The organism is Thioalkalivibrio nitratireducens DSM 14787 (assembly GCF_000321415.2).
Classification (GTDB): domain Bacteria; phylum Pseudomonadota; class Gammaproteobacteria; order Ectothiorhodospirales; family Ectothiorhodospiraceae; genus Thioalkalivibrio; species Thioalkalivibrio nitratireducens.
The window spans coordinates 492,843-515,954 of record NC_019902.2; the positions used below are offsets into that span (position 1 = coordinate 492,843).

General features: G+C 63.8%; 25 protein-coding genes and 4 pseudogenes. 8 read left to right on the forward strand and 21 right to left on the reverse strand.

Translation table 11 applies throughout. The features are described from left to right. Positions 1–154: 154 nt before the first annotated feature. Together TVNIR_RS02350 and TVNIR_RS02355 are read right to left on the reverse strand one after the other, a co-directional pair. Entirely contained in the window at positions 155–541 is a 387-nt protein-coding gene (locus TVNIR_RS02350; RefSeq protein WP_015257369.1) for a type II toxin-antitoxin system VapC family toxin, read from the reverse strand. Beyond that, positions 525–782: a type II toxin-antitoxin system Phd/YefM family antitoxin gene (locus tag TVNIR_RS02355; RefSeq protein ID WP_043739112.1), complete on the reverse strand. Its 258-nt coding sequence runs from the start codon at positions 780–782 to the stop codon at positions 525–527. Before TVNIR_RS02355 ends, TVNIR_RS02350 begins: the two co-directional genes overlap by 17 nt. Positions 783–1,198: 416 nt before the next feature. On the opposite strand from TVNIR_RS02355, the gene mntA reads away from it, so the two are divergent. Together mntA and hepT are read left to right on the forward strand one after the other, a co-directional pair. Next, positions 1,199–1,579, forward strand: a complete 381-nt coding sequence (gene mntA / locus TVNIR_RS02360) for a type VII toxin-antitoxin system MntA family adenylyltransferase antitoxin (RefSeq protein ID WP_015257371.1) — start codon at positions 1,199–1,201, stop codon at positions 1,577–1,579. Further along, positions 1,569–2,003, forward strand: a complete 435-nt coding sequence (gene hepT, locus TVNIR_RS02365) for a type VII toxin-antitoxin system HepT family RNase toxin (protein WP_015257372.1) — start codon at positions 1,569–1,571, stop codon at positions 2,001–2,003. Before mntA ends, hepT begins: the two co-directional genes overlap by 11 nt. A 189-nt stretch (positions 2,004–2,192) precedes the next feature. On the opposite strand, the gene TVNIR_RS02370 is transcribed toward hepT, so the two are convergent. From TVNIR_RS02370 to TVNIR_RS02450, 17 genes and pseudogenes are all read right to left on the reverse strand, one after another. Next, complete coding sequence (locus tag TVNIR_RS02370) at positions 2,193–2,573, reverse strand: helix-turn-helix domain-containing protein (protein WP_015257373.1); 381 nt, start codon at positions 2,571–2,573, stop codon at positions 2,193–2,195. After that, on the reverse strand, positions 2,570–2,827 hold the full coding sequence (locus TVNIR_RS02375; RefSeq protein WP_043739114.1) for a type II toxin-antitoxin system RelE family toxin: 258 nt from the start codon (positions 2,825–2,827) through the stop codon (positions 2,570–2,572). The genes TVNIR_RS02370 and TVNIR_RS02375 overlap by 4 nt, the downstream gene beginning before the upstream one ends. A 218-nt stretch (positions 2,828–3,045) precedes the next feature. After that, a pseudogene (locus TVNIR_RS02380) lies at positions 3,046–3,297 on the reverse strand (transposase); the annotation flags it as partial. Between the two features lie 222 nt (positions 3,298–3,519). Next, positions 3,520–3,951, reverse strand: coding sequence for a type II toxin-antitoxin system VapC family toxin (locus TVNIR_RS02385; RefSeq protein ID WP_015257375.1), 432 nt, complete (start codon positions 3,949–3,951; stop codon positions 3,520–3,522). Then, positions 3,948–4,187: an antitoxin gene (locus tag TVNIR_RS02390; protein ID WP_015257376.1), complete on the reverse strand. Its 240-nt coding sequence runs from the start codon at positions 4,185–4,187 to the stop codon at positions 3,948–3,950. Before TVNIR_RS02390 ends, TVNIR_RS02385 begins: the two co-directional genes overlap by 4 nt. 208 nt (positions 4,188–4,395) lie before the next feature. Beyond that, positions 4,396–4,885: pseudogene (locus tag TVNIR_RS02395) on the reverse strand (hypothetical protein); the annotation flags it as partial. 464 nt (positions 4,886–5,349) lie between these two features. Continuing rightward, entirely contained in the window at positions 5,350–5,649 is a 300-nt protein-coding gene (locus tag TVNIR_RS02400) for a HigA family addiction module antitoxin (protein WP_015257378.1), read from the reverse strand. A gap of 12 nt (positions 5,650–5,661) precedes the next feature. After that, the gene (locus TVNIR_RS02405) at positions 5,662–5,940 is read right to left on the reverse strand and encodes a type II toxin-antitoxin system RelE/ParE family toxin (RefSeq protein ID WP_015257379.1); all 279 of its coding nucleotides are present in this window, start codon (positions 5,938–5,940) and stop codon (positions 5,662–5,664) included. Positions 5,941–6,161: 221 nt separating this feature from the next. Next, entirely contained in the window at positions 6,162–7,136 is a 975-nt protein-coding gene (locus TVNIR_RS02410; protein ID WP_015257380.1) for an RpnC/YadD family protein, read from the reverse strand. A gap of 582 nt (positions 7,137–7,718) precedes the next feature. Further along, a complete protein-coding gene (locus TVNIR_RS02415; RefSeq protein WP_043739116.1) occupies positions 7,719–7,961 on the reverse strand; it encodes a hypothetical protein in 243 nt (80 codons plus the stop codon). Further along, entirely contained in the window at positions 7,961–8,407 is a 447-nt protein-coding gene (locus TVNIR_RS02420) for a putative toxin-antitoxin system toxin component, PIN family (protein WP_211263138.1), read from the reverse strand. The genes TVNIR_RS02415 and TVNIR_RS02420 overlap by 1 nt, the downstream gene beginning before the upstream one ends. Positions 8,408–8,864: 457 nt before the next feature. Then, entirely contained in the window at positions 8,865–9,815 is a 951-nt protein-coding gene (locus tag TVNIR_RS02425) for an RpnC/YadD family protein (protein WP_015257383.1), read from the reverse strand. 325 nt (positions 9,816–10,140) lie between these two features. After that, a pseudogene (locus TVNIR_RS02430) lies at positions 10,141–10,725 on the reverse strand (transposase); the annotation flags it as partial. A gap of 178 nt (positions 10,726–10,903) precedes the next feature. Further along, positions 10,904–11,326: a type II toxin-antitoxin system VapC family toxin gene (locus tag TVNIR_RS02435; RefSeq protein ID WP_015257385.1), complete on the reverse strand. Its 423-nt coding sequence runs from the start codon at positions 11,324–11,326 to the stop codon at positions 10,904–10,906. Next, positions 11,326–11,568 (reverse strand): type II toxin-antitoxin system Phd/YefM family antitoxin, encoded by a 243-nt coding sequence (locus TVNIR_RS02440; protein ID WP_006746146.1) that lies wholly within the window; start codon positions 11,566–11,568, stop codon positions 11,326–11,328. The genes TVNIR_RS02435 and TVNIR_RS02440 overlap by 1 nt, the downstream gene beginning before the upstream one ends. 208 nt (positions 11,569–11,776) lie before the next feature. Beyond that, positions 11,777–12,749 (reverse strand): annotated as a pseudogene (locus TVNIR_RS02445) (RpnC/YadD family protein). 365 nt (positions 12,750–13,114) lie between these two features. Next, positions 13,115–13,558 (reverse strand): type IV pilin protein, encoded by a 444-nt coding sequence (locus TVNIR_RS02450; protein WP_015257387.1) that lies wholly within the window; start codon positions 13,556–13,558, stop codon positions 13,115–13,117. Between the two features lie 199 nt (positions 13,559–13,757). Here TVNIR_RS02450 and TVNIR_RS02455 point away from each other — a divergent pair, with 199 nt between their 5' ends. From TVNIR_RS02455 to TVNIR_RS02470, 4 genes are all read left to right on the forward strand, one after another. Continuing rightward, positions 13,758–14,351 carry a GspH/FimT family pseudopilin gene (locus tag TVNIR_RS02455; RefSeq protein WP_015257388.1) on the forward strand — a complete coding sequence of 198 codons (594 nt, stop codon included), beginning with the start codon at positions 13,758–13,760 and terminating at the stop codon, positions 14,349–14,351. After that, complete coding sequence (locus tag TVNIR_RS02460) at positions 14,348–15,103, forward strand: prepilin-type N-terminal cleavage/methylation domain-containing protein (RefSeq protein ID WP_015257389.1); 756 nt, start codon at positions 14,348–14,350, stop codon at positions 15,101–15,103. Before TVNIR_RS02455 ends, TVNIR_RS02460 begins: the two co-directional genes overlap by 4 nt. 14 nt (positions 15,104–15,117) lie before the next feature. After that, complete coding sequence (locus TVNIR_RS02465) at positions 15,118–16,353, forward strand: PilX N-terminal domain-containing pilus assembly protein (protein ID WP_043739120.1); 1,236 nt, start codon at positions 15,118–15,120, stop codon at positions 16,351–16,353. 145 nt (positions 16,354–16,498) lie between these two features. Next, the gene (locus TVNIR_RS02470; RefSeq protein ID WP_157092168.1) at positions 16,499–18,613 is read left to right on the forward strand and encodes a hypothetical protein; all 2,115 of its coding nucleotides are present in this window, start codon (positions 16,499–16,501) and stop codon (positions 18,611–18,613) included. Positions 18,614–18,696: 83 nt separating this feature from the next. Here the strand turns inward: TVNIR_RS02470 and TVNIR_RS02475 are convergent, their stop codons facing one another. Continuing rightward, positions 18,697–19,404 (reverse strand): LytR/AlgR family response regulator transcription factor, encoded by a 708-nt coding sequence (locus TVNIR_RS02475; RefSeq protein WP_015257392.1) that lies wholly within the window; start codon positions 19,402–19,404, stop codon positions 18,697–18,699. Continuing rightward, positions 19,401–20,453, reverse strand: a complete 1,053-nt coding sequence (locus TVNIR_RS02480; RefSeq protein ID WP_015257393.1) for a sensor histidine kinase — start codon at positions 20,451–20,453, stop codon at positions 19,401–19,403. Before TVNIR_RS02480 ends, TVNIR_RS02475 begins: the two co-directional genes overlap by 4 nt. Positions 20,454–20,573: 120 nt before the next feature. Between TVNIR_RS02480 and TVNIR_RS02485 the strand changes: the two genes are divergently transcribed. Both TVNIR_RS02485 and TVNIR_RS02490 read left to right on the forward strand, forming a co-directional pair. Beyond that, a complete protein-coding gene (locus TVNIR_RS02485; protein WP_052316591.1) occupies positions 20,574–21,221 on the forward strand; it encodes an RpnC/YadD family protein in 648 nt (215 codons plus the stop codon). Positions 21,222–21,565: 344 nt separating this feature from the next. Then, positions 21,566–23,056, forward strand: coding sequence for a sensor domain-containing diguanylate cyclase (locus TVNIR_RS02490; RefSeq protein WP_015257395.1), 1,491 nt, complete (start codon positions 21,566–21,568; stop codon positions 23,054–23,056). Positions 23,057–23,112 lie beyond the last annotated feature (56 nt).

The following is a 23,112-nucleotide window of genomic DNA, read 5'->3' on the forward strand; positions in this document are numbered from 1 at the left end:
CAATAGGCGCCGGTGGCAAGACAGCCGGCCCAGTCGTTGCTTGAAAACGGCACGGGTTCCGGTGAGCCGGGGGAGGCGAATCCACCCCTTGCTCCTGCCGCTCCGGGCGTTCGCATGCGAGACCTGACCCCTTTTCCTGCCGGATTCGGCTGGGTTACACGCGGCGAATCGGACCCGGGTAGCGGGCGACCAGCGGATCGTGGGTCACCAGGAGAATTCCCTCGACCTGGGCCTGAGCGACCAGCAAGCGATCGAACGGGTCCTTGTGCAGGTCGGGTAGTCCAGCCACCGCGACGGCGTGCGCCCCCGTTATCGGTAGTTCTGTGTAGCCGTGATCCAGCAGGCCACGGCGCAGAACCGCAGGGTCCACTCGGAAATCCGGCCGATCGAGGCTGCTCTTGATGGTGGTCTCCCACACGCTGACCGCGCTGAACCATGGCTCGTTGTCCGGATTCAGAAGGAGATCGCGGGCCATGGCGGGCAAGCGGTCCGGTTCACCCGCTGCCCACAGAAGAAGATGCGTATCAAGCAGCAGGATCATTGTTACCACTGAACAGCGTCGCGATCTCCGATTCCCCCATGCGATCGAAATCATCCGGTACCTGAATCTCGCCCAGAAGGAACCCGACCCGGCGGCCTGCGGCCAACGCGGGAGGTTCCATGGGAGTCAGCCTTGCCATCGGCCGTCCTGCTCGGGCAATGACAATGCTCTCACCGTGTGCCACCCGCTCCAGAAGGCGCGACAAATGGGTCTTCGCCTCGTGAACATTCACGGTCTCCACGTCGAGACTCCAACAGTTGTGCGGCGGTTAGTCTAGTAAATCTAGTCTATTGGGTCAACCGGAATCGCGAGGCGGAACGGGGGAAACTGGGTGCCCGCGAGGCGCTGTGCAAGGCGCCGACGAGGTCTGAGAGTCGGTTTAACGGAGCGTGCCGCCAGCAGTATGGGCGCCACCGCGAAGCCTGAAGCAGACTAGGGTCGAGCGCGGCATGCGTCATGCGGAACTCCTTCCGTGGAATCGGCGCTGTGTACAGCCGATCGGGGCGGTGACCGGCGTTCAGGCACAGGGTCCCGGAGCTTGCGCACTGCGCCCGATGTTCGCATGCGAAACCTGACCCCGTTTCCCGTGCGACCGTGACCCCGTCCCCCGCGTTTCTCGCAGTTGTGTGGCTGACCTCCACGCGGTAGGTTGGCGACATGGAACTGCAACTCGTCCGGGACGTGTTCGAAAGCGAGCCTGACCTGGAACTGGCGATCCTGATCGGCAGCCGGCAGCGGGGGACCGCGACGCCTGCCAGCGACTGGGACTTCGCGATTCAGTGGGCCCGGTACCTCGGATTTGCCGAGACACTTGCCGCGACCGAACGCCTACGTCACCGGCTGGCGAAGGGCCTCGATGTCGCTCCAGCGCGCATCGATCTCATCGATCTTGCTGCGGCACGGCTGGCCATCCGGGCGGTGGTCGCGGAAGAGGGTCGTCTGCTCAAGGGCGACGGCACCCGGGCGTGGAGCCACTTTCTGACGCGGACCTGGCGCGAGCTGGAGGATTGGGCCTGGGAGTCGGAACATGCGGCTTGAGCTCTATCAGCAGGAAACTGCGCATATCGCCCGCGAGCAGGCTGCGATGCTGGCCGAAGCGCGGGAGCGCCTGCGGTCGGGTGGGGCGCTGAGTCGGCTGGAGCAGAATGGGGTGCTTCATGCACTGCAAGTGCTGGTCGAGAATGCCATAGGCAAGGCCAAGCACCTGATCAAGGCCGCAGGGGAACCCGTTCCAGTGTCGGCCTACGACAGCTTTGCGGTGCTGGCTCGCCTGTTGGGGCTGTCGCCGCAGGAACTGGTCCGCTGGAACAGCGTGGTCGGTCTTCGCAATCGAATCGTCCATGACTACATGAATCTCGACATGCACCGGGTGTTGCAGCTGGTCGAGAACGGCGGACACGACTTCGTCGTGCAGTTTCTCCTCGCACCCATCCCTCCCGTCGCGCATCCAGAAGAGGAATAGCAGAGCCGCCGACTCCTGCCGTTCCGGATGTTCGCATGCGAGACCTGACCCCGTTCCCCGTGACCCCGTTCCCCGCGGGTGGCGATCGCACAAGGAGTTCCGTTCGGCCCTTGCAACAAGGGAGGCGTCCATATATGTCCCGGATTGGTTGCGCCTTCCCGGGAGCCTTCGCCCGAGGCGCCGCATGCCTCAAACCAGGTCTTCCATGTCCACCGCCAGTGCGCGTGACAATGCTTGCAACACCCCGACAGTGGGCTGCTTCTTTCCCGCTTCGATTTGCGAGATGTAGGACTTGCCGACTCCGGTGGCGTCGGCAAGCTTTTGTTGGGTCAGGCCGCGATACTCCCGCCAGATCCGCAACGGCTGGGTTGCGCCGTTCAGGAATCGTTCGGCTACCTCGGCGGGCAATATCTCGTCCTCGCCCCGGCTGATCTCCGCCATGGCGCGATCGTAGGCTCGGATATCCTCCATGTCCTCGGCCAGCGCCAGCAATCGGCGATAGGTTTCGATGGGCACCACCGCATACTCCGGCTGCCCGTCCCGCTCGATGATCTGTACCTGGGCATTCATTTGTAAATGTCTCCTCTCGAACCCGCATCAACGACCAGGATGATCATCGCGTTGTCGTCCCTGTGGTAGATCACCCGCCATTTGCCGACCCTGAGCCTGAATCCGTCTCTGCCTTGAAGCGCCTTGATATCAAGCCTGGCCGTGTCCACGTCTGCGACCAGTTGTCTCAGCGCCTCCTGAATACGCTGTCGTGCATCCGCCGGCAGTTTCATGAGGGCCTTGAGCGCCGCTTTCCTGTATCGGAGTTGATGCATGACCCAGTGTATCTCCGTGTTTACCTGGGGGCAACATTGAGATGGGGGTTGAGTGAAGAAGGGCATCGCGATGGGCTGCGCGGCCGGGTTGGCATGAGGATTCTGACGTCCTCGCTGTGCGTCAGGCGCTGGATTCCTCGATCCCTGGTGGGCGAAGCGATGTTGGAAACAGGCGCGGTCCATCTCGGGTGTCGGCTCCAGACCCGAATGGGTGAGACCTATGGCGCTACGGCTGCCCGCCTCTTGAACAGCGCATGCACAGCTCGCATGCCGCGCAGATAGCGCGCCTGCCGGGCGACGCAGAGATCGGTGATGTGCGTCGGCGTCCCGATGGCGCTGCCGAACTGCCGCAGCGTCCGGCCGGCGGTGGCGATGAACTGCTCCGGATCGATCGCCAGCCGATCCAGCAGCCGGGGCATCTCGCCAGGAATGTACCCCCGCTTGTCCTCGCGGATCACCCGCCCGGTGGAGCGCGGGCGCATCGTGCGAGCACGCCTTCCGTGGAACCGGGGCTGAGGAGAGGCTGCCGGGGCGGTGGCTGGCGTTCAGGCACAGGGTTCTGGGGTTCGCGCACCGCTCCCGATGTTCGCATGCGAGACCTGACCCCGTTCCTTGTGACCCCGTTCCTTGGAGCGGGGTGGGGGAGTTAATCCGAGTGAGCGTTCAAAGTAGCCGTTCGGGATGGCCGACCGTTACTTCTCAGCTGGCCGATTCGTCTGGAGCCAGTTCTCCACCCGCAGTCCGGGCACGCGCTGGAATTCTCGCTGGTTGTCGGTGACGACCGTGGCGCCGAGTGCCAAGGCGTGCGCCGCGATCAAGAGGTCATTCGGGCCGATGGGCTGTCCGGTCTGCTCGAGTTGCAGACGGAGCCGCCCGTACTCGCGGTCTGAGGGTAGGTCGAGCGGCTCTACGCGCATGGCACCAAGGACCTTCTCCACCTGCTCCGTCAGCGCTACGGATCCCCGCTTCGCTGCACCGAACCGTAGTTCGGCAGCAGCGATGATGGAGGTGCAGACCGCGTGTTCACCGACCCTCTCGATCCCGCGTTTGACGATTCCCTGAGGGTGGCGAACCAGATCGGAGAGGATGTTGGTGTCCAGTAGGAAAAGCGGCGTGTCCGTCACAGGCGTACGTCGTCCAGCGCGCCGAGCCCGGAATCAATATTGGGGAACTCTTCTTCGAGATCGTGCAGTGTGGCCAGTGTGGCAAGGAGTCCCTTGCGCCGGACGGGCTCGATCACGAGGCGGTCGTCTTCCCGATAGATGACGGCTTCGTCTGTGTCCAGTTCGAACTCCCGCGGAATCCGGACCGCTTGGTTACGGCCGTTGCGGAAGAGTCGGACATGACGGGTGGTTTCCATCTCGGCACCTTCGGAACCTGGGCATATGCTCCAGCATATGCCATCACTCCGTCTTGCTGCAAGGGGCTGGGTCAAATTGACCCCTTCCCTGCACGACGCATTACGAGCGGGTGGCGATCGCACAAGGAGTTCAGTTCGGCCCTTGCAACAAGGGAAGCGTCCATATGGATCCCCCCGGGGCGGTGCGTCTCCCGGGGTGGCGCTTACAGGCCATGCTGGGCAGGTTCAGCCGGGCCACCAGGTTGGGGCTGTCGAAGTGCTGCCGGGCTGGAATGCGCGGCAAGGCGTACGCCAGGAAGCGGAAATCGAGAAGGTGCCTGCGTCGCCCCCAACGCAAGTCGCTCGGGGAATTCACCCGCGTGCAGGAACACCAACACCGGCACGACGCGCTGCGTATCCAGCAGTTCCGAAAGGTCCAGGCAGTAGTGGGCGAGCCGATGCACCGAAAACCGTGCCGGCTCGGTTTCCTCCTCGATCACGAACAGGACCGCTTCGCGCCGGCCGTCTGGCCACTGGACGAGGAGCGGAACGTCCAGTTCCCGGAAGCGCTCGCCGAGGCGTTCCTGCAATTGTTCCTGGCGGACCGGCGTAACCCGCGCGTCCGCGTCGATGGCTTGCGCCTCGCTGGCCGCGAACAGCGCGATGGCCTCGCGCGGATAGTCGAGAATGAGGTTCTTGAAGTTCTGGTCGTGCGTCATGCACCCGAGCCCTCCGTCCGTGGCGGGAATCGCGAAGGCTAGCACCGGGAACAGCCGATGTCAGGCTGCGGTCACCGGCAAGTGGGTGCCCTGACGTTTCTTGCTTGTGGACGTGCCCGACCGGCGGTATGGAGATCACCGTCGGAGACGGGTCTTTGTATGGCTCCTGGGCGGAGTGGCAATCCATGCCGAAGAGATCCCCGCGTCCCCGCGTCGGGCTGCGCGAGACGACGAGGTACCAGGGCGTGGCGTCGCGGGCGACGGGAGTGGAGAGCGGGTGCGTCGTGCCGGGACGCCTTCCGTGGAATCGGGGCTGCGGAGAGGCTGCCGGGGCGGTGGCTGGCGTTCAGGCGCAGTGTTCTGGGGTTCGCGCACCGCGCCCGATGTTCGCATGCGAGACCTGACCCCGTTCCCCGCTGACCCCGTTCCCCGCGTGGGGTGTCCCGGGGCTGCGTGACGACTTGCTAAGCCGCGCGCGGTTCGACCTCGCGGCGTACGCGGGCGGCAGACTGGATCTGCGCGAGGCGAAGTTCGTATTCGGTTTGCAGGTTCAGCCAGTAGCGCTCAGTGGTACCAAAATAGCGTGCGAGTCTCAGGGCGGTGTCCGCCGTTACGCCGCGGCGCTCGCGAACGATGTCATTCATGCGGGTCGCCGGCACGTGCAGCGCGCCCGCCAAGGCATTCACGCTCATGCCCAGGGGCGCCAGGTACTCCTCGCGGAGGATCTCGCCGGGATGGATAGGGCGCATGCCGTTGGTACTCATCGATTTGTCTCCTCAGTGGTAATCCACGATTTCTACATGCTCGGGTCCTTCCGGCGTCCAGCGGAAACAGATTCGCCACTGGTCGTTGATCCGAATGCTGTGCTGGCCCTCTCGATCGCCTGCGAGCGCCTCCAGCCGGTTGCCTGGGGGTGCCTTGAGATCAGCGAGGGCTTCCGCCGCATGTAGTTGTATAAGCTTGCGTTCCGCCACCGCCTTGAGAGAAGGCCATCGGCGGGTCTTTCCTGTCTCGAACAGCGCCTGCGTGTCCTTGCAGCGGAAGCTCCTGATCATGCTGAGAGGCTATACCGTTTAACGTTAAACGGCAAGCTCGGTCGCTGGCGGTACCACCGGGGGCCTTTCGCGTGGGCCTGGCATGCGCAGGCAGTTCTGCGCGAGCGGATAGCTGCAGAAAGTGGGTGTCCCGGAGTTGCCGCAGCTGGTCGTTTCCTTGGCGTGGATGTGTTGCGCGCGGGGGCAGTGCCCGAGCGCGCGGATCGGGTCGGTCGCTCTTGTTATTGCAACACTTCGTCCAGTGTCTTTGCGCTCAGTATCCGGTCGGACCATAGCAGCAACGTATCGGCGTCGGCGGATTCCACCCGCGTGAGTACTGCCTCGGGCAGCGGGCCGAACTTCAGCGTCAGTTGCCGCGTCAGTACGCGTGCCTCGCCCAGGCCAATGCCTTCCTGCCGGCCCTTCTCCAGTCCCTGTTCGAGGCCTTGTTCGAGGCCTTGTTCGATGCCTTGTTCGATGCCTTGTTCCAGGCCTTGTTCCAGGCCTTGTTCCAGGCCTTGCTGGATGAACCGTTCTGCGAAGCGCGTCATCTCTGCCACCTCCTCCGGGTACCGCTGGCGGTAGACGATACGCTCATTCTCGTCCAGTGCCGCGTAGATGTCGATGAAATCCAGGTATTTGAGCCGCCGCTCGGGGTCCGGTTCCAGGTCGGTCAGCCCCCGTACTGCGTGGGCATAGACGTCTACCTTGTCCTCGGGACCGTAGGCCATGTTGGGCAGGTTCAGCCGGGCCACCAAGTTGGGGCTGTCGAAGTGCTGCCGGGCTGGAATGCGCGGCAAGGCGTACGCCAGGAAGCGAAAGTCGAGATAGGTGCCTGCGTCGCCGCCCAGCGCAAGCTGTTCTGGGAATGCGCCGGCGTGCAGGAACACCACCACCGGCACGACTCGCCGCGTATCCAGCAACTCCGAGAGGTCCAGGCAGTAGTGGGCGAGCCGATGCACGGAAAACCGTGCCGGCTCGGTTTCCTCCTCGATCACGAACAGGATCGCTTCGCGCCGGCCGTCCGGCCACTCGACGAGGAGCGGAACGTCGAGTTCCCGGAAGCGCTCTCCGAGGCGTTCCTGCAACTGCTCCTGGCGGACCGGCGTAACCCGCGCGTCCGCGTCGATGGCTCGCGCCTCGCTGGCGGCGAACAGCGCGATGGCCTGGCGCGGATAGTCGAGAATGAGGTTCTTGAAGTTCTGGTCGTGCGTCATGCACCTGAGCCCTCCGTCCGTGGCGGAACACCAAGGCTAGCACCGGGGGCAGGCGATGTCAGGCTACGGTCATCCGCAAGTGGGTGCCCCGACGTTTCTTGCCTGTGGACGTACCCGATCGGCGGTGTGGAGATCACCGTCGAAGACGGGTCTTTGTATGGCTCCCGGGCGAAGCGGCAATCCATGCCGAAGAGATCCCCGCGTCGGGCTGCGCGAGACGACGGGGTACCGGGGCGTGGCGTCGCGGGCGACGGCAGTGGAGCGCGGGCGCGTCGTGCGAGGGCGCCTTCCGTGGAACCGGGGCTGCGGAGAGGCTGCCGGGGCGGTGGCCGGCGTTCAGACACAGTGTTCGGGAGTTCGCGCACCGCTCCCGATGTTCGCATGCGAGACCTGACCCCGTTCCCGTGACCCCGTTCCCGGCTTGACCCCGTTCCCGGCTTGACCCCGTTCCCGGCTGACCCCACCTTCCTACGCTCGATCGCTTCGCGGATCAGACGCTGACATGGGATCCCTGGTGTCTGTGCCTTAGCCTTCACGGCTCGGCGTAGTGGTTCGGATGCGTCCTGGGGCCCGGGGGCGGCGCTATTTCGGCGGTTCGTCGCCCTCGATGGGTGGCTCGTCCGGGCTGGAGGACAACCAGTCATCGAAGGCTGCGAGATCGCCCCGCGACTGTCGCTCGAGGAAATAGGCCTCGGTCTTCAGCGCGGAAACCTTCTCGGCAATGGCAGTGACGAAAAACTGGTTCATCGAAACTTGTTCTTCCTCCGCGAGCTTACGTGCGTACTGGTACAGGGACTCGGGAACCCGGAGTGCGTATTGAGCCATTAGAGGACCTCCTCCTGTAACCTGCGAAGGAATTCGCCGGGTGTCAGAACCGTTAGCCCGAAGCGGCCGGCAGCCACGAAATCGGCGCCGTTTAACGTAACCAAGGCATCGGCGCGCCCGTTCAGCGCCGTTTCCAACACCATCTCGTCCGCCGCATCGCGCAATTGCGGGCGCCAGAGATAGTGAAGATGCACGGGTTCAACAAGCCGGCTCAACGCATCCAGGAATACACCGGTCTGTTCCACCGACCGGCCGCTCTTGGCGAGTTGGGTTGGCCGCAACAACACCGCCTCGTACTCCAACATCAGTGGGACCGACACCAGCGCGCTGAACTTCCGCCTCCGCAATGCCTGAAGCAGGGCGAACGACGCGCCTTGCCGACTGCGCGAAGCGCCGACAAACACATTCGTATCCAGTACGACCCGCCATCGCGTCATATTGCCCATAATATGATTTCAGACTGGGTTGGGCAAGCCAGCTCGGTGACTTGCCATCCCGGAGTTTGGCCCGAGATCTGCGTTCGTCTGGGTCGGTTGACGGAAATGTCGGACGTGCGGCTGTCCCGGAGAGCGTACGCCGAAATGTCCGTGAAGTGGGTGTTCCGAGAATTCGGAGTGGAGCGCGGGTGCATCGAGCGAGGACGCCTTCCGCGGAACCGGGGCTGTGGAGAGGCTGCCGGGGCGGTGGCTGGCGTTCAGGCACAGTGTTCGGGAGTTCGCGCACCGCTCCAGATGTTCGCATGCGAGACCTGACCCCAATCTCTTGTGCGCAGGCAGTTCTGCGCGAGCGGATAGCTGCAGAAAGTGGGTGTCCCGGAGTTGCCGCAGCTGGTCGTTTCCTTGGCGTGGATGTGTTGCGCGCGGGGGCAGTGCCCGAGCGCGCGGATCGGGTCGGTCGCTCTTGTTATTGCAACACTTCGTCCAGTGTCTTTGCGCTCAGTATCCGGTCGGACCATAGCAGCAACGTATCGGCGTCGGCGGATTCCACCCGCGTGAGTACTGCCTCGGGCAGCGGGCCGAACTTCAGCGTCAGTTGCCGCGTCAGTACGCGTGCCTCGCCCAGGCCAATGCCTTCCTGCCGGCCCTTCTCCAGTCCCTGTTCGAGGCCTTGTTCGAGGCCTTGTTCGATGCCTTGTTCCAGGCCTTGTTCCAGGCCTTGCTGGATGAACCGTTCTGCGAAGCGCGTCATCTCTGCCACCTCCTCCGGGTACCGCTGGCGGTAGACGATACGCTCATTCTCGTCCAGTGCCGCGTAGATGTCGATGAAATCCAGGTATTTGAGCCGCCGCTCGGGGTCCGGTTCCAGGTCGGTCAGCCCCCGTACTGCGTGGGCATAGACGTCTACCTTGTCCTCGGGACCGTAGGCCATGTTGGGCAGGTTCAGCCGGGCCACCAAGTTGGGGCTGTCGAAGTGCTGCCGGGCTGGAATGCGCGGCAAGGCGTACGCCAGGAAGCGAAAGTCGAGATAGGTGCCTGCGTCGCCGCCCAGCGCAAGCTGTTCTGGGGATGCGCCGGCGTGCAGGAACACCACCACCGGCACGACTCGCCGCGTATCCAGCAACTCCGAGAGGTCCAGGCAGTAGTGGGCGAGCCGATGCACGGAAAACCGTGCCGGCTCGGTTTCCTCCTCGATCACGAACAGGATCGCTTCGCGCCGGCCGTCCGGCCACTCGACGAGGAGCGGAACGTCGAGTTCCCGGAAGCGCTCTCCGAGGCGTTCCTGCAACTGCTCCTGGCGGACCGGCGTAACCCGCGCGTCCGCGTCGATGGCTCGCGCCTCGCTGGCGGCGAACAGCGCGATGGCCTGGCGCGGATAGTCGAGAATGAGGTTCTTGAAGTTCTGGTCGTGCGTCATGCACCTGAGCCCTCCGTCCGTGGCGGAACACCAAGGCTAGCACCGGGGGCAGGCGATGTCAGGCTACGGTCATCCGCAAGTGGGTGCCCCGACGTTTCTTGCCTGTGGACGTACCCGATCGGCGGTGTGGAGCCCCCCGTTGGAGACGGGTCCTGGTGTGGCTCCCGGACGAAGCGGCAATCCATGCCGCGGGAGACGCGGGTGGGGCGCGGGTGCATCGTGCGAGGACGCCTTCCGTGGAACCCGGGCTGCGGAGAGGCTGCCGGGGCAGTGGCTGGCGTTCAGGCACAGGGTTCTGGGGTTCGCGCACCGCTCCCGATGTTCGCATGCGAGACCTGACCCCGTTCCTGCGTTCCTGCGCCATCGCCGTCAGCACGGCGGCTTCATCAAGCAGCGCGTGGCTCTTGAACCGCCCCTCCCAGAACCGGCCCGTGACTCCGTCCTCGGCATTCGCCATCCGCGAGATCGATTCGTTCAACACCCGCATGTACCAGGACAGGTCCCCCAGTCGCGCACGGTAGGTCGCGGCCCAACCCTGCACCGCCTCGAGCTGCGCCTCGACCAAGCCCGCGCCGCCATCCCGCAAATACTGCTGCACCAGTTCCGGGCCGGTGTAGAGCCTGGTCCAGCGCCGAAGCACCTCGTCGTCCGACCACCCCTGGGCCCGCTCCGCATCGACGCGCACGACTTGATGGAAGTGGTTCGACATCACGGCATACGCCGCTACATCGACCGCAAACACCCCGGCCAACTGCTCCATGCGCGCCACGATCCAGCCGCGCCGGTGCTCGAAGTTGCGCCCGGTCGACAGATCCTCGCCACACAGAAACGCCCGGCGCACGCAGCGGGAGATCACGTGGTACCAGGGAGTAGCCTCCAGGCTGACCAGGGACGAGCGGGGGTAGGGCATGACGGGTCTCCGGGGCGGGAGCTTTGATGGTGCTGAAGAGGATGCCAGAGCGCGGTGGGAGAGTCCATCGGAGTGAGTGTCCAATTACTTGTAAATTACTTCTTGCCCTTGTCGGAGTGAGTGTCCAATTACTTTTGCCTCTTGCCTAGTGTCCAAATTAAGGAATTAAGGTCAGGCGTTACAACAGGGTGGCGTTGACGCCCAAGGGTTCTGCTGCAGCCACGAGCGTCTTGTCGAGAGAGCAAAGGTTCAGGCCGTGGTTGTACGCAATTGCCAGGTGAAGGGCGTCGCCAGCGCGCAGCCCGGAGGTATGGGCGTCGGCGAAATGGGCAGCGGTGCGGTAGTCCATGGATGAGACCGGCAGCGTCGAGAGAGATGATTCCCGTAACGCCGCAAATGCACCAAGCACGGTCGCCCTTTCACCGGGTGTTAGGATCGCCATGCGGACCTTCATGGACAGGGCGGCGGAGAACTCGGTCAGTACCCAATCACTGACGCGCAGCGAATCCGCGTCCTGTCGCGCCAGCCAATCCTGCATATCCTCGGTGCGAGGCTCTCGGGTGAGAGCTGCGACCAGAATGCTGGTGTCCAAATAGCGCATCAGTAGCGGGCGTCCTCGCGCATACGCCGGAGGAAGGTCTCATCCGTGAAGTTGCGCTGGGCATCCGTAACGGCGCGGAGGGCGGTTGCGTCAATGGGCTTTTTCGGTGCGGCGACGCTGGAAAGGCGCACCACGGCCTTGCCCCGCTTGGTGATCAGGATGGATTCACCTGCAGCGGCCCGCTCGGCAAGCTCGCTCAAGTGGGCCTTGGCGTTGGCGAGACTGATCGTCGACTCTGGCATTTGGTGCTCTCATGACCATGTAGATGGTCATATTGTACCTCAATGGCAGCCGTGCCCGAAAGCGCGGGGGCCGGATTCGGGGCGTCCGGCTGGCTCTATCCGAGAATCCCCCCTTATGTCAAGAAAGTGGCTGTCCCGGGGTCCTGGGCGTGGATGTGTTGCGCGCGGGGGCAGTGCCCGAGCGCGCGGATCGGGTCGGTCGCTCTTGTTATTGCAACACTTCGTCCAGTGTCTTTGCGCTCAGTATCCGGTCGGACCATAGCAGCAACGTATCGGCGTCGGCGGATTCCACCCGCGTGAGTACTGCCTCGGGCAGCGGGCCGAACTTCAGCGTCAGTTGCCGCGTCAGTACGCGTGCCTCGCCCAGGCCAATGCCTTCCTGCCGGCCCTTCTCCAGTCCCTGTTCGAGGCCTTGTTCGAGGCCTTGTTCGATGCCTTGTTCGATGCCTTGTTCCAGGCCTTGTTCCAGGCCTTGTTCCAGGCCTTGCTGGATGAACCGTTCTGCGAAGCGCGTCATCTCTGCCACCTCCTCCGGGTACCGCTGGCGGTAGACGATACGCTCATTCTCGTCCAGTGCCGCGTAGATGTCGATGAAATCCAGGTATTTGAGCCGCCGCTCGGGGTCCGGTTCCAGGTCGGTCAGCCCCCGTACTGCGTGGGCATAGACGTCTACCTTGTCCTCGGGACCGTAGGCCATGTTGGGCAGGTTCAGCCGGGCCACCAAGTTGGGGCTGTCGAAGTGCTGCCGGGCTGGAATGCGCGGCAAGGCGTACGCCAGGAAGCGGAAATCGAGAAGGTGCCTGCGTCGCCCCCAACGCAAGTCGCTCGGGGAATTCACCCGCGTGCAGGAACACCAACACCGGCACGACGCGCTGCGTATCCAGCAGTTCCGAAAGGTCCAGGCAGTAGTGGGCGAGCCGATGCACCGAAAACCGTGCCGGCTCGGTTTCCTCCTCGATCACGAACAGGACCGCTTCGCGCCGGCCGTCTGGCCACTGGACGAGGAGCGGAACGTCCAGTTCCCGGAAGCGCTCGCCGAGGCGTTCCTGCAATTGTTCCTGGCGGACCGGCGTAACCCGCGCGTCCGCGTCGATGGCTTGCGCCTCGCTGGCGGCGAACAGCGCGATGGCCTGGCGCGGATAGTCGAGAATGAGGTTCTTGAAGTTCTGGTCGTGCGTCATGCACCTGAGCCCTCCGTCCGTGGCGGAACACCAAGGCTAGCACCGGGGCAGGCGATGTCAGGCTACGGTCATCCGCAAGTGGGTGCCCGACGTTTCTTGCCTGTGGACGTACCCGATCGGCGGTGTGGAGCCCCCCGTTGGAGACGGGTCCTGGTGTGGCTCCCGGACGAAGCGGCAATCCATGCCGCGGGAGACGCGGGTGGGGCGCGGGTGCATCGTGCGAGGACGCCTTCCGTGGAACCCGGGCTGCGGAGAGGCTGCCGGGGCAGTGGCTGGCGTTCAGGCACAGGGTTCTGGGGTTCGCGCACCGCTCCCGATGTTCGCATGCGAGACCTGACCCCGTTCCTGTGCGGGGCGGTTCAGTTTCAGCGCCAGCACTGCTCAGGCGTCCGGGTCACTCCGGCAAAATCGACCTGCAGTGTGATCGTTTGGCACTGAGCCCCGAACACGCGCTGTTCCCGGTCCTGCTGTTGTCCCGTTGCTGTCGCGGTTGCGGTGTAGCCAACGCGGCCCGCCGCCGGGACATCGATCGTGTAGCGGCCCTCGGGCGATGTTGCGAGCCCTCCGACCTCCAGCAGTGCCTCAACCTGCGCGAGCGTACCATAGCTCGCCTGCGGATCCCGCGCCCGGTAGCGTTCCTGCAGCAACTGGATCTGCTGAAGCGCCGCGTGGGCATCGCCTCGGTTGGTTTTCACGATGTGCCGTTCAAATGCGGGGTAGGCAATGGCCACGAGAACGCCCACCACGGCCACAACGATGAGCAACTCGATCAGCGTGAATCCGACCGGACCGGGGGTTCGCTTGTTCATGTCGCAACCATCCACTACGGCAAGCCGTCAACACGGGGACAGGTTCTGCTTAGAAGACTAGCACCAAAGACGTGGAACCCGCACCGCTGGAGCTGCAAGAACGACCGCTGGGGGTATCCCAAGCGTTGCCCCTTGCCCCGTGCGCTACGCTTGAGCCATTAGCGGGAACAAATGGCCGGGAGCCGTGAGCGGGGACCAAATGATCGGCAATTCGCAATCGGGTTTCACCCTGATCGAGTTGATTATCACCATCGTCGTTCTCGTCGTGCTGGTCACGTTGGCAGCACCTTCGTTCGTCGATGTCCTAGACCGCCGTCGTATCGTCGATGCCGCGGAAACCCTGATGAAGCAGGTACAGCAGGCTCGCGCGGTTGCGATTGAATCGAATCGGGAGATCAGCATGGTCTTCGATGATTCCGGGACCACTTGGTGCTTTGGCCTGACTGCTGCAGCGGGTTGCGACTGCTACGAAAGTGACCCCTCCGAGCCCGATTCCTGCCAGATTCCCTTCGGGGCTTTGGTAAACCTCGCCGGAACCGACTTCGAACTGATTCGTGCCTCTGGCAATGATTTCCCGGGAGTGACCCTTCAGAACTTTCCCGCCGCCCTGCGTTTCGAGCCCATGCGGGGGGTGCGTGTCGACGCGGCGGGTCCCACCGTAACCATCGAATTCGTCTCCGCACGCGATCGCGAAGCACATGTGGTTGTGAATCGCCTAGGGCGGGCAGGCACCTGCTCGCCGGCCGACGCCGGCGGCGATCCCTCGGTGACGACCATGAGGCTTTGTCCATGACTATTGGCGAGCGCATTTCGTTTCGAGACAGCGGGTTCACGCTGGTCGAGTTGCTGGTGGGCCTTGTCGTCGGGGCGCTGGTGATTCTGGCGGTGCTGGTGGCCTGGGGCATCTCTGTGGGCACAACCGCTTACACTTTCGATGCCGCTCGCCTGAACCACGACCTGCGTTCGACCATGCAGATTATGGTCAACGATTTGCGCCGAGCCGACGCGGGCTCCGTGCAGTTTTCCGTGGATGCAAGCTGTGTGTCGTTCACGGTGGCGCCACGCCCGTGGAAGATTGCTACCGGCGTCTGTGGGGATCCCGACGCCAACGATCCGGAGTGCTGGGTCGTGCGTGGCTTCCGGCTGGTCGGCAATGATTTTCAGATGTACTACAGCGAGGAAACGGCTGCACCTGTCCAACCCATCTGTTCAGATGGGGCGCCCGACGACAACTGGCACTCGATTTATGGGGACCTCGCAGTTGGCGGTTTCGAGGTCGACGATTTTCGGGCGGAATGCCAGTTCCTATGCATGGACCTCGACGATCCCCCAGGTGCGGACGTCTCAGGTAGTGGGGATGCGGCTTGCAGCCCGACTCCCTTCGGGCGGGCACGCTGCACCGAGGCAACGCCCTTCGATTCTTGGGTTGAACGTCTGAGTGTGACATTGATGCTCGGTGGTGCTGTGCAAACCCGCGGGCAACCGAAGCGTCTCGAACTCGAGAACACGGTCGCCATCCGTAACAATCACGTGGTGCTGGACTGACGGGAGTGGTTGCCATGGCCGATTACACACCGACGCTTCAGTTACTGCGCTGCCAGCGCGGGGCGGTAACTCTAGTCGTGACCCTTCTGGTCGTTTTGGCGATGGCGCTGCTTACCTACACCATGACTACTACCACGACGCTAGAGAACCGCGTTACGGCCACTGATCTGAGGTCGAAGCAGGCTTTGCATGCGGCTCAGGCTGGGCTCGATTTCGCCTTGGCAAGAATGATGAGCGATGGCGGGCTCGCAGACCTGAACCAGTGTGTCCGGCGAACGGCGTCCGGCGACGACGCCACGGGGATCACTGACCAGCCCACGTTTGAGTTGCGTTTTGGAGGGGCAGCGGAATGCCCAAGTGCGACACTGGGTCTCTTGACCTCGTCGGTCGTGCGCTCGATCGGCCGCAGCCCGGATGGTAGCGCCGTGCGCGTGCTCGAGGCGCGAGCGGAATTTCGCCCCGTATGGCTCAGTGTGCCACCGGATGAGCCGGACCCTGACTCAGTCAGTGCGTTGGCGCGGCCGATGATCGCCATGCAGGACGTGAATTGGGAAGGCACCGCCGAAACAGGTCACTGCAATCGCAAGGGGGAATCCCACCCGGGGCTCAAGCAGTGCTCGCAGATCGTGCCTCCTGGAAAGCCTTTTGCTGGACTTGAGGACTTCGTATATGTCGAAGCCGGTGGCAGCATCCATGGCGGTTCGACCGGTGTGCCGTGGATTAGGCTTCAGGATCAGCACAAATACGAGAACCCATCCCTTCCGAACGATCCCGATGTTTTCTTTGAGTCCATCTTCGGTGTCGATAAGGAGTCGTTCAAGGCGGGATCTGCGCAATATCCCAAAAAGAACCCCGACGGAACGCTGGACTACAGCCTTCCGGACCACAACGTCGATCAGGTGATCTGGTGGGATGGGGATCTTACGCTGGAGGGTGGCGATGTCCTCGGCGACGAGGAAAAACCGGTCACGATAGCTGTGACAGGTAACCTGGACATGACCGGGAACTCTGTTCTCTGGGGCGTCGTGTATGTTGCAGGGAGTACCGGTGTCGGCAACAGCAAGATCGTCGGCGCACTGGCCTCGGAATCGGACATTGATCTAACCGGTACAGCGGCGGTCGTTTACAACGAGCTGCTTGCTACACCAGGTGCGTTGAAGACGGCGGAATCCGGGGAAGCAGCGGCACTGGTGGAAAGGATCGATATCTATTACTCATCGGATGCCTGGCGTGAGATTCCCGCGGACTGAGTCGTTTCGGGCGAGGGTGCTAGTCATGAATATGGTGAGACGGGGCACGATGACAATGAGTCTTGAACAGGCGTCGGATCATGGGAGCTACGAGGGGTTCACAACCCGGAATAGCGTTGTCGGGATCGCCCTTATCGAGGCTCTGATGGCGATCGTTGTGCTGTTTCTGGCGTTTGGCGCGATCATGGCGTTCCACGGGACTGTCGTCGGTAACGCGGCCCAGAATCGTCTGGCGACCGCGGCGATGAGCTTTGCCGAGGAACGTGTCGAAGCCTTGCGGGCATTGAACTTTGATCATGCGAGCCTTGATGAAGGGACCGGAGGCGATTCCGTTATAGTGGAGACCTTCGGTATGTTCTCCTCAGCGCCGATTGATGTGGCGCTAAGCCGGTGCTGGGCCATCGAGGATGTATTCGTGGAGGCCGAGGGTGTCGCTCCGTTGAAGCGCGTCAGAGTGTGGGTTGAAAGGCCAGGAGTCGCGTGTGCACCCGAACCTTCTGCCGGGGTGCTTGCCCTCCTGACGACACTGTTTGCAGAGAACGACATGCGGCTGGCCGCGCTCAACACCGCTGTTGACGATGAATTCGACCCGGACGGCCGCGGTGAGATTCGCGAGTTCACGCCGGATGAGCAGGACCAGGTGGATCAGCAAATGGGCAACGCACCCGGCGTTGGGGGAGATCCCGGTTTCCGAATCATCACGATCGATGACGGCGACGGAAACACCTTTATCGCGATCGTGGATGAGAGCCAGCCCAATGTTGGGCTGATTCCCGATGATCAGCCGCACGGCCGGGGTCAGCTCTTTGCCACCATCAACGGCAATATTTTCCTGTCCGGTCGGCGGTGTTCCGGGGGGGGCGACCCCATCGAAGAGCGGTGCCAACTCCAGTTGGTTACGGAGGGAAACGCCCTGTGTCGGCTGGGTTATCCCGGTTCCCACAGCCCGACGCTGCCGTCCTCGCCGGCGGTCATGGATGGCGGTTTCGCCGAGTTGGGCTACCTGACGTACACCTGCGTCGTGGCCGACCAGTGGCGTCGTGCCATCGCGGTGCTGCCCGATACCTTCTTCGACGCCAACGGGGAGAAGGTGTGTGTCGGGCATCCCGGGCTGGTCCTGGACCCCGACGATCCGACCGACGTTCTCAGAGGCTTGACCCGGTTCTACAACGGCCGGACTGAGCTCCTCGACGCAGATGGCAACGTAGTCCGCGAGGTGCCGCACGGCGTGCTCGGTGGCCCGTGGAACCCCCGCGAGGAGCACGAGGAGGTTCCCCCGGCAGAGATGAACAAGCACGCCTCTGTGATCGGAACCTTCTGCAGTGACGGGATGTCGTGCTGGGACGACGAGCAGATCCGCGGCCTGGTCCCCGGCGGGCACCAGTTCCTGGTGATGGGCAAGAACGAGGGCAAGTGCTCGGAGCGGATGCTGGAACTGGCGGATCTGGCGGCGATCGATTTCCACGGCGACGCCTTCAACTTCAACCCGGGACCGTTCTTCTGCACCAGTGACAAGTATTATCAGGGAGACTATTGTGGCCAGGACAGCCTGGGACAGCCGTTGTTGTTGACTCGCGTGGGGGGGTTCTTGATTGCAGACGATGCCTACCCGTTCAGTTACAGTAACACCTATGTCGCTCCCACCAGGGCGCGAATTTGCTCGGCCTACGGAACGTTCGGTGATTCGGGTGCAGCATACTCCTGCATTGTGCGGCAGTTTTGGGGCGATCCTGATAGCGAAGAGGTCAATGCCTTTTCGACCGACGTCACGTTCGAATCCGAGGTGGAGGGTTTCAATGTAGGACTCATCGCACGCGATTACCCGCAGGACCTGACTAGCCTGAACTTCCTGACAATTGCCGCGGGACCGGGTGATCCGGGTGATCCGGGTGATCCGGGTGATCCGGGTGATCCGGGTGATCCGGATTCTCCGCCGGCCGCTCCTAGTGTTTCTTGGTCTGGAACCGGGAACTTGCGGTCTTTGGTGTGGAGCTCTGTGCAAGGGGCTACGATGTACCGGGTATTCGAATGCGTGACTTCCGGGAATAATCGGCTGACTGTGTGTACACCGTCCACAAGTGGACCCCATTTCTCGCAGACAACCTCAACCTCTTGGTCTGTTCCACAGCCGGCTAGGGGCGAGACGGGTTGCTACGTTGTGGTGGCGACGAGTTCGGCTGGCGATAGCGCACCAAGTGCAAGGTTCTGTACGCACCGTACACCACCACCAGGTGCGCCTGACACTTCTTTTGATCCGTAGAGACAAGGGGAAGTGTGGGGAAGGATGTGCCCTCGCACTTTCCCCCGGCCTAGTGTGTTCGGGGAACCGCATTTCTCCAGAATTCAAAACGGTTCCATGAAGCTTCGCACCTCGGCCAACTGCCTGCGACTGATCGGCACGGCTTCCAGCCCGTCCTGGAACAAAAGCCGGTGGTCGGCTGAGGAGCGAGTCTCGATCCCCGCGATCGCACTGCACACGGCGAGGCAGGAGCGGTGCACGCGCAGTAGTTCGGTCGGATATCGCTCCTCCAGATCCTGCAGGGTCGCGTCGACGAATCCCTCGATCCGTGCCGAGCGCGCGAGTACGTAGCCGCCGGCGGCGACGAAACAGTCGATCTCGTCGAGGCGAACGAGTTCCTCCCTGCGGCCGGTGGTGACGCGCAGCCGCGCCGGCTCGGGTGGCCCGTTCTGCAGGGGTTCGGCTGCACGAACCAGTGCCCGTGCGAGGCGCTCACTGCGTACCGGCTTCAGCACGTAATCGCGCACCGAGGCATCGAAGGCCTCGAGTGCGTGTTCGGGGTGGGCGGTGACAAGCACAACCGGAACCTCTGGGTGGTCGCGTTCCATCCAGCGTGCGAAGGCGAGGCCGTCGGTCCCCGGCATTTCGATGTCGAGCAGCACGGCGTCGGGCCGGGTCCGGTGGAATTCGCGCGTGGCGCTGGTACCGTCGGCCGCCTCGGCGCAGACCTCGTGCCCGAGGTCCTCGACCAAGGCCCGCAGGCGCCCGCGTGCGGGCGCTTCGTCGTCGGCGATCAGAATCCGCAGGCTCATGGCTCGCCGCACCCTTCGGCGCTGGCGTCGGCGGGCAACGTGATCCGCGCGTGGAAGCGGCCGGCTTCGCGCCGGACCTCGAGCGCCGCGCGGTCGCCGAAGCAATGGCGCAGGCGGGCTCGCGCTTCCTCGGTGGCGGTTCCGGTGCCGGCTCGATGTTCCGGCGAGATCCCGTTGGCGAACTCGACGACGAAGCCGCCGTGCGCCCGTTCGAGGCGGACTTCGACCCGCCCGCCCTCGGGCGACGGCGCGACACCGTGCTGGATCGCGTTTTCCGCAAGTGGCTGCAGGATCAGTGCCGGGACCTGGACGTGGTCCAGCGCCGGGTCGTCCGGCACGTTCCAGTCGAGTTGCAGGCGGTCGCCGAACCGGGTTTGTTCGATCGCGAGATAGGCGCGGACGAGGTCGAGTTCCTCGCCCAGCGTGTGCCTGGCGCCGGTTGCGAAGGTCGCACGGAACAGGTCGGCGAGGTCCAGCGTGACCTGCTCCGCGCGCCCCGGGTCCGTGCGGCAAAGGCTGGCGATTGTATTCATGCTGTTGAACAGGAAGTGCGGGCGCACGCGCGCGCGCAGCGTCTGCTCGCGTGCCTGCGCGACCAGACGCGTTTCCTGCTTCCAGGCGGCGACGAGGTAGAAATGGCGCATCACGATCAGGCTCAGCAAGGCTGCCGCTGCGATCACGCGCACGCGGGCCTCGGCGTCGGCAAGCTGCATGTGTTCCGCAGCCAAGTGCACCAGCGCGGTATTCAGCACTGGGACGGCGGTTGGGATCACGACCTGCCAGACGAGCGGCCGGCGCCGCAGCCAGCGCTGCAGCAGGCAGATCACCAGCAGGCTGCTGAAACCGACCCAGGTAATGAACATCGCGATGGGGTAGAGCGCGACCATCGGGTCCGGCTCTGCGCCCTGCAACAGCAACACGATCAGCGCCAGCAGCATCACGACGATGAATACCCGCAACACCGTCTCGCCCGAGCAGAAGTCCGGCAACACCTGCGTGGCGATGGCCGGTGTCGTCTCGCGGGTCCCCGTGGTCTCCGATCGCTTCATGCCCGTTCTTTCCCTTGGGGCGCCGTGCGCCTGCGCGTCCGTCCCGTGAATCTAGCGCATTTGGCGCGTTCAGGGAGGGTACGGCTCCTTGATCACTACCGGCCGCTGGACCGGTATGGCGTGGACGTCGTCAGCCTTGCAGTGCTTGCGGATGACCGGGCCGGCGTTCGGCCCACGGGTTATCAGCGTGGGGGCTGGGGCTGCGAAGTGGCGTTCCGGTTTCCGACGGTGAAGCTGCTGGATTGGCAGCGACGCTGGTCGGAGCTGGAACAGAGTTCGAACATTTGCGCCGTCGTGGTGATGGCGCAGATCCGGGCCAAGGCGAGCCGCGACGCGAGGGACCGCAAGGCGTGGAAGTTTCGGCCGGTACCGCTGCTCTACGATCGCGGCTACGACCGGGCGGTTATCCTGGAGCTGTTCCGGGTGATCGACTGGATGATCCGTCTGCCCGAGGCCCTGGAAAGGGAATTCCTGGGCGAGCTGCATGCGTTTGAGGAGGAGAAGGCGATGCCGTTCATTGCACCCGCGGAGAGGCTCTGGAAGTGGCAGGGGTTCGAGCAAGGGCGCCAGGAAGGGCGCGAGGAGGGCGAGGCTCTGGGCCTGGTGGCGAGTATCGTGAACATTCTGGAGATGCGGTTCGGCCTGCAGGATGCCGGTTTGGTCTCGCGACTTCGGCGGCTCACGGCCGATGAGCTACGTCCCCTGGTGCGCCGCACGCTGGAGATTCCTGCCCCGGAGGCGCTGTTCGTGGAGCAGTCGGGGCACTGACTTGCGGTCGGGGCACGGACGCGCTGAAAAAAGCGGATGCAGGGGTCGGACCAAGTCAAGCCATTGAATCGCAGTGATTTCGCCCGCGAATAACCACGGTGATTTGTGCTTGCACGCACGTTTTGGGAATGCCCCCGCGCCTTCTTGCACAGCGCTGCGCGCGCGCCGTATCGTCACCCCCGTCCCCTCGGTGAAAGGATTCACCAATCCAACTCCCGGACAGCCACTTCAATTGGGTGCTTCGGCGATGGGTGTTCGGGGCGTGCCCTATCGGTCCTCCGCTGCCCGCCGCATAATGCGCGTTTGGTTTTTCGGGCGCTGTCGGTGACGGCTGGGGTTGCAGGGTGCCAGGGAACAAGGTCTATCTGATCACGGTGCTGACGCTGATGCTGCTCGCCGGCTTCATCGCGACGACGCTGATCAGCTATTTCGCCGCGGCACGGACGTTGAGCAGCCAGGTTGCCGAAGAGACGCTGCCGCTGACCAGCGACAACATCTACTCCGAGATCCAGCGGGATCTGCTCACGCCGGTGCTGATTTCCTCGCTGATGGCCCGCGACACCTTCGTGCGCGACTGGGTGCTGGATGGGGAGGGTGAGGTGGCCCCCATGCTGCGCTATCTCCAAGAGATTATGGACGAGTACCGCACGATCACCGCGTTCTTCGTCTCGGATCGGACGTTCCGCTATTACCATCCCAGCGGGGTGCTGAAGGAGGTCAGCCCGGAGGACCCCGTCGACAGCTGGTACTTCCGCGTGCGCGAGTCCCGGGCGCCGTACGAGATCAACGTGGATACCGACACCGCCGATCGCAGCCGCCTGAGTATCTTCGTGAATTACCGCGTGCTGGATTACGAGGGTCGCCTGCTGGGCGTAACCGGGGTTGGCCTTGGAGTGGATGCGGTGGTGCGCACGATCGAGGCGTACCAGCGCCGCTATGGCCGGACGATCTACTTCGTGGACCGCGAGGGCCACGTGACGCTGCACGGCAGCGATTACTCCGGGGCCCGGCGCATCCAGGATGCGCGCGGTCTCGGGCAGCGGGCCCTGCAGGTGCTGACCTCGCCCAGTGCCTCGATCACCTATGAGCGCCACGATGGACGCCTGGTGTATGCGAACAGCCGGCTGGTGCCCGAGTTCGGCTGGTACTTGATGGTCGAGCAGGACACGGTGCGGGGGATCCGGACGATCGAGACCTCGCTGCTGATCAACATCCTGCTGGCGCTGGCTGTGACCGCGTTGGTGCTGTTCGGGGCGTACCTGACTCTAAGCCGTTATCAGCAGCGCCTGGAGCAGATGGCGACCACGGACCGCCTCAGCGGGGCCGCGAACCGCCAGGTCTTCGACATCGTGTTCGAGCACATTGCTGCCACGCTGCAGCGCGACCCGCGGCCCGTGTCGGTCATCCTGCTCGACATCGATCTATTCAAGGAAGTGAACGACAGCTTCGGCCATCCCGGTGGTGACGTCGTGATCCGGCAGCTCGTCGAGCTGATCCACCGCTGCGTGCGCGAGGAGGATACGGTCTGCCGCTGGGGCGGCGAGGAGTTCCTGGTCCTGCTCGACCGTTGCCCAGCCGAGCGGGCGCGGGCGGTGGCCGAGGGCATTCGTGAAGCGGTCAAGAGGGAGCCCACCGTGTTTGGCCGGGACCGGATCGCGATCACGATCAGTGCCGGGGTGGCGGAGCTGCTTCCTGGCGAGGGCGCGACCGGAATCATCGGCCGTGCGGATGCGGCCTTGTACCGGGCCAAGCGCGAGGGCCGCGACCGGGTGTATCTCGCCGAAGGCGCTGCCCCTGTGGCTGCGTCCGTCCCCGGGCAGCGCCGGTACGGTTGAATTCCGAAGCGGATGCGGGGTCGAATCGGGCACGCGAGAACGCCCGCGTCCGCTGT

Bases quoted from the DNA above. Each gene is read 5' to 3' on its own strand.
- TVNIR_RS02350 (WP_015257369.1), bottom strand. From the start codon at position 541: ATGATCCTGCTGCTTGATACGCATCTTCTTCTGTGGGCAGCGGGTGAA.
- mntA (WP_015257371.1), top strand. From the start codon at position 1,199: ATGGAACTGCAACTCGTCCGGGACGTGTTCGAAAGCGAGCCTGACCTG.
- hepT (WP_015257372.1), top strand. From the start codon at position 1,569: ATGCGGCTTGAGCTCTATCAGCAGGAAACTGCGCATATCGCCCGCGAG.
- TVNIR_RS02370 (WP_015257373.1), bottom strand. From the start codon at position 2,573: ATGAATGCCCAGGTACAGATCATCGAGCGGGACGGGCAGCCGGAGTAT.
- TVNIR_RS02375 (WP_043739114.1), bottom strand. From the start codon at position 2,827: ATGCATCAACTCCGATACAGGAAAGCGGCGCTCAAGGCCCTCATGAAA.
- TVNIR_RS02390 (WP_015257376.1), bottom strand. From the start codon at position 4,187: ATGGAAACCACCCGTCATGTCCGACTCTTCCGCAACGGCCGTAACCAA.
- TVNIR_RS02400 (WP_015257378.1), bottom strand. From the start codon at position 5,649: ATGAGTACCAACGGCATGCGCCCTATCCATCCCGGCGAGATCCTCCGC.
- TVNIR_RS02405 (WP_015257379.1), bottom strand. From the start codon at position 5,940: ATGATCAGGAGCTTCCGCTGCAAGGACACGCAGGCGCTGTTCGAGACA.
- TVNIR_RS02410 (WP_015257380.1), bottom strand. From the start codon at position 7,136: ATGACGCACGACCAGAACTTCAAGAACCTCATTCTCGACTATCCGCGC.
- TVNIR_RS02415 (WP_043739116.1), bottom strand. From the start codon at position 7,961: ATGGCTCAATACGCACTCCGGGTTCCCGAGTCCCTGTACCAGTACGCA.
- TVNIR_RS02420 (WP_211263138.1), bottom strand. From the start codon at position 8,407: ATGGGCAATATGACGCGATGGCGGGTCGTACTGGATACGAATGTGTTT.
- TVNIR_RS02425 (WP_015257383.1), bottom strand. From the start codon at position 9,815: ATGACGCACGACCAGAACTTCAAGAACCTCATTCTCGACTATCCGCGC.
- TVNIR_RS02435 (WP_015257385.1), bottom strand. From the start codon at position 11,326: ATGCGCTATTTGGACACCAGCATTCTGGTCGCAGCTCTCACCCGAGAG.
- TVNIR_RS02440 (WP_006746146.1), bottom strand. From the start codon at position 11,568: ATGCCAGAGTCGACGATCAGTCTCGCCAACGCCAAGGCCCACTTGAGC.
- TVNIR_RS02450 (WP_015257387.1), bottom strand. From the start codon at position 13,558: ATGAACAAGCGAACCCCCGGTCCGGTCGGATTCACGCTGATCGAGTTG.
- TVNIR_RS02455 (WP_015257388.1), top strand. From the start codon at position 13,758: ATGATCGGCAATTCGCAATCGGGTTTCACCCTGATCGAGTTGATTATC.
- TVNIR_RS02460 (WP_015257389.1), top strand. From the start codon at position 14,348: ATGACTATTGGCGAGCGCATTTCGTTTCGAGACAGCGGGTTCACGCTG.
- TVNIR_RS02465 (WP_043739120.1), top strand. From the start codon at position 15,118: ATGGCCGATTACACACCGACGCTTCAGTTACTGCGCTGCCAGCGCGGG.
- TVNIR_RS02470 (WP_157092168.1), top strand. From the start codon at position 16,499: ATGGCGATCGTTGTGCTGTTTCTGGCGTTTGGCGCGATCATGGCGTTC.
- TVNIR_RS02475 (WP_015257392.1), bottom strand. From the start codon at position 19,404: ATGAGCCTGCGGATTCTGATCGCCGACGACGAAGCGCCCGCACGCGGG.
- TVNIR_RS02480 (WP_015257393.1), bottom strand. From the start codon at position 20,453: ATGAAGCGATCGGAGACCACGGGGACCCGCGAGACGACACCGGCCATC.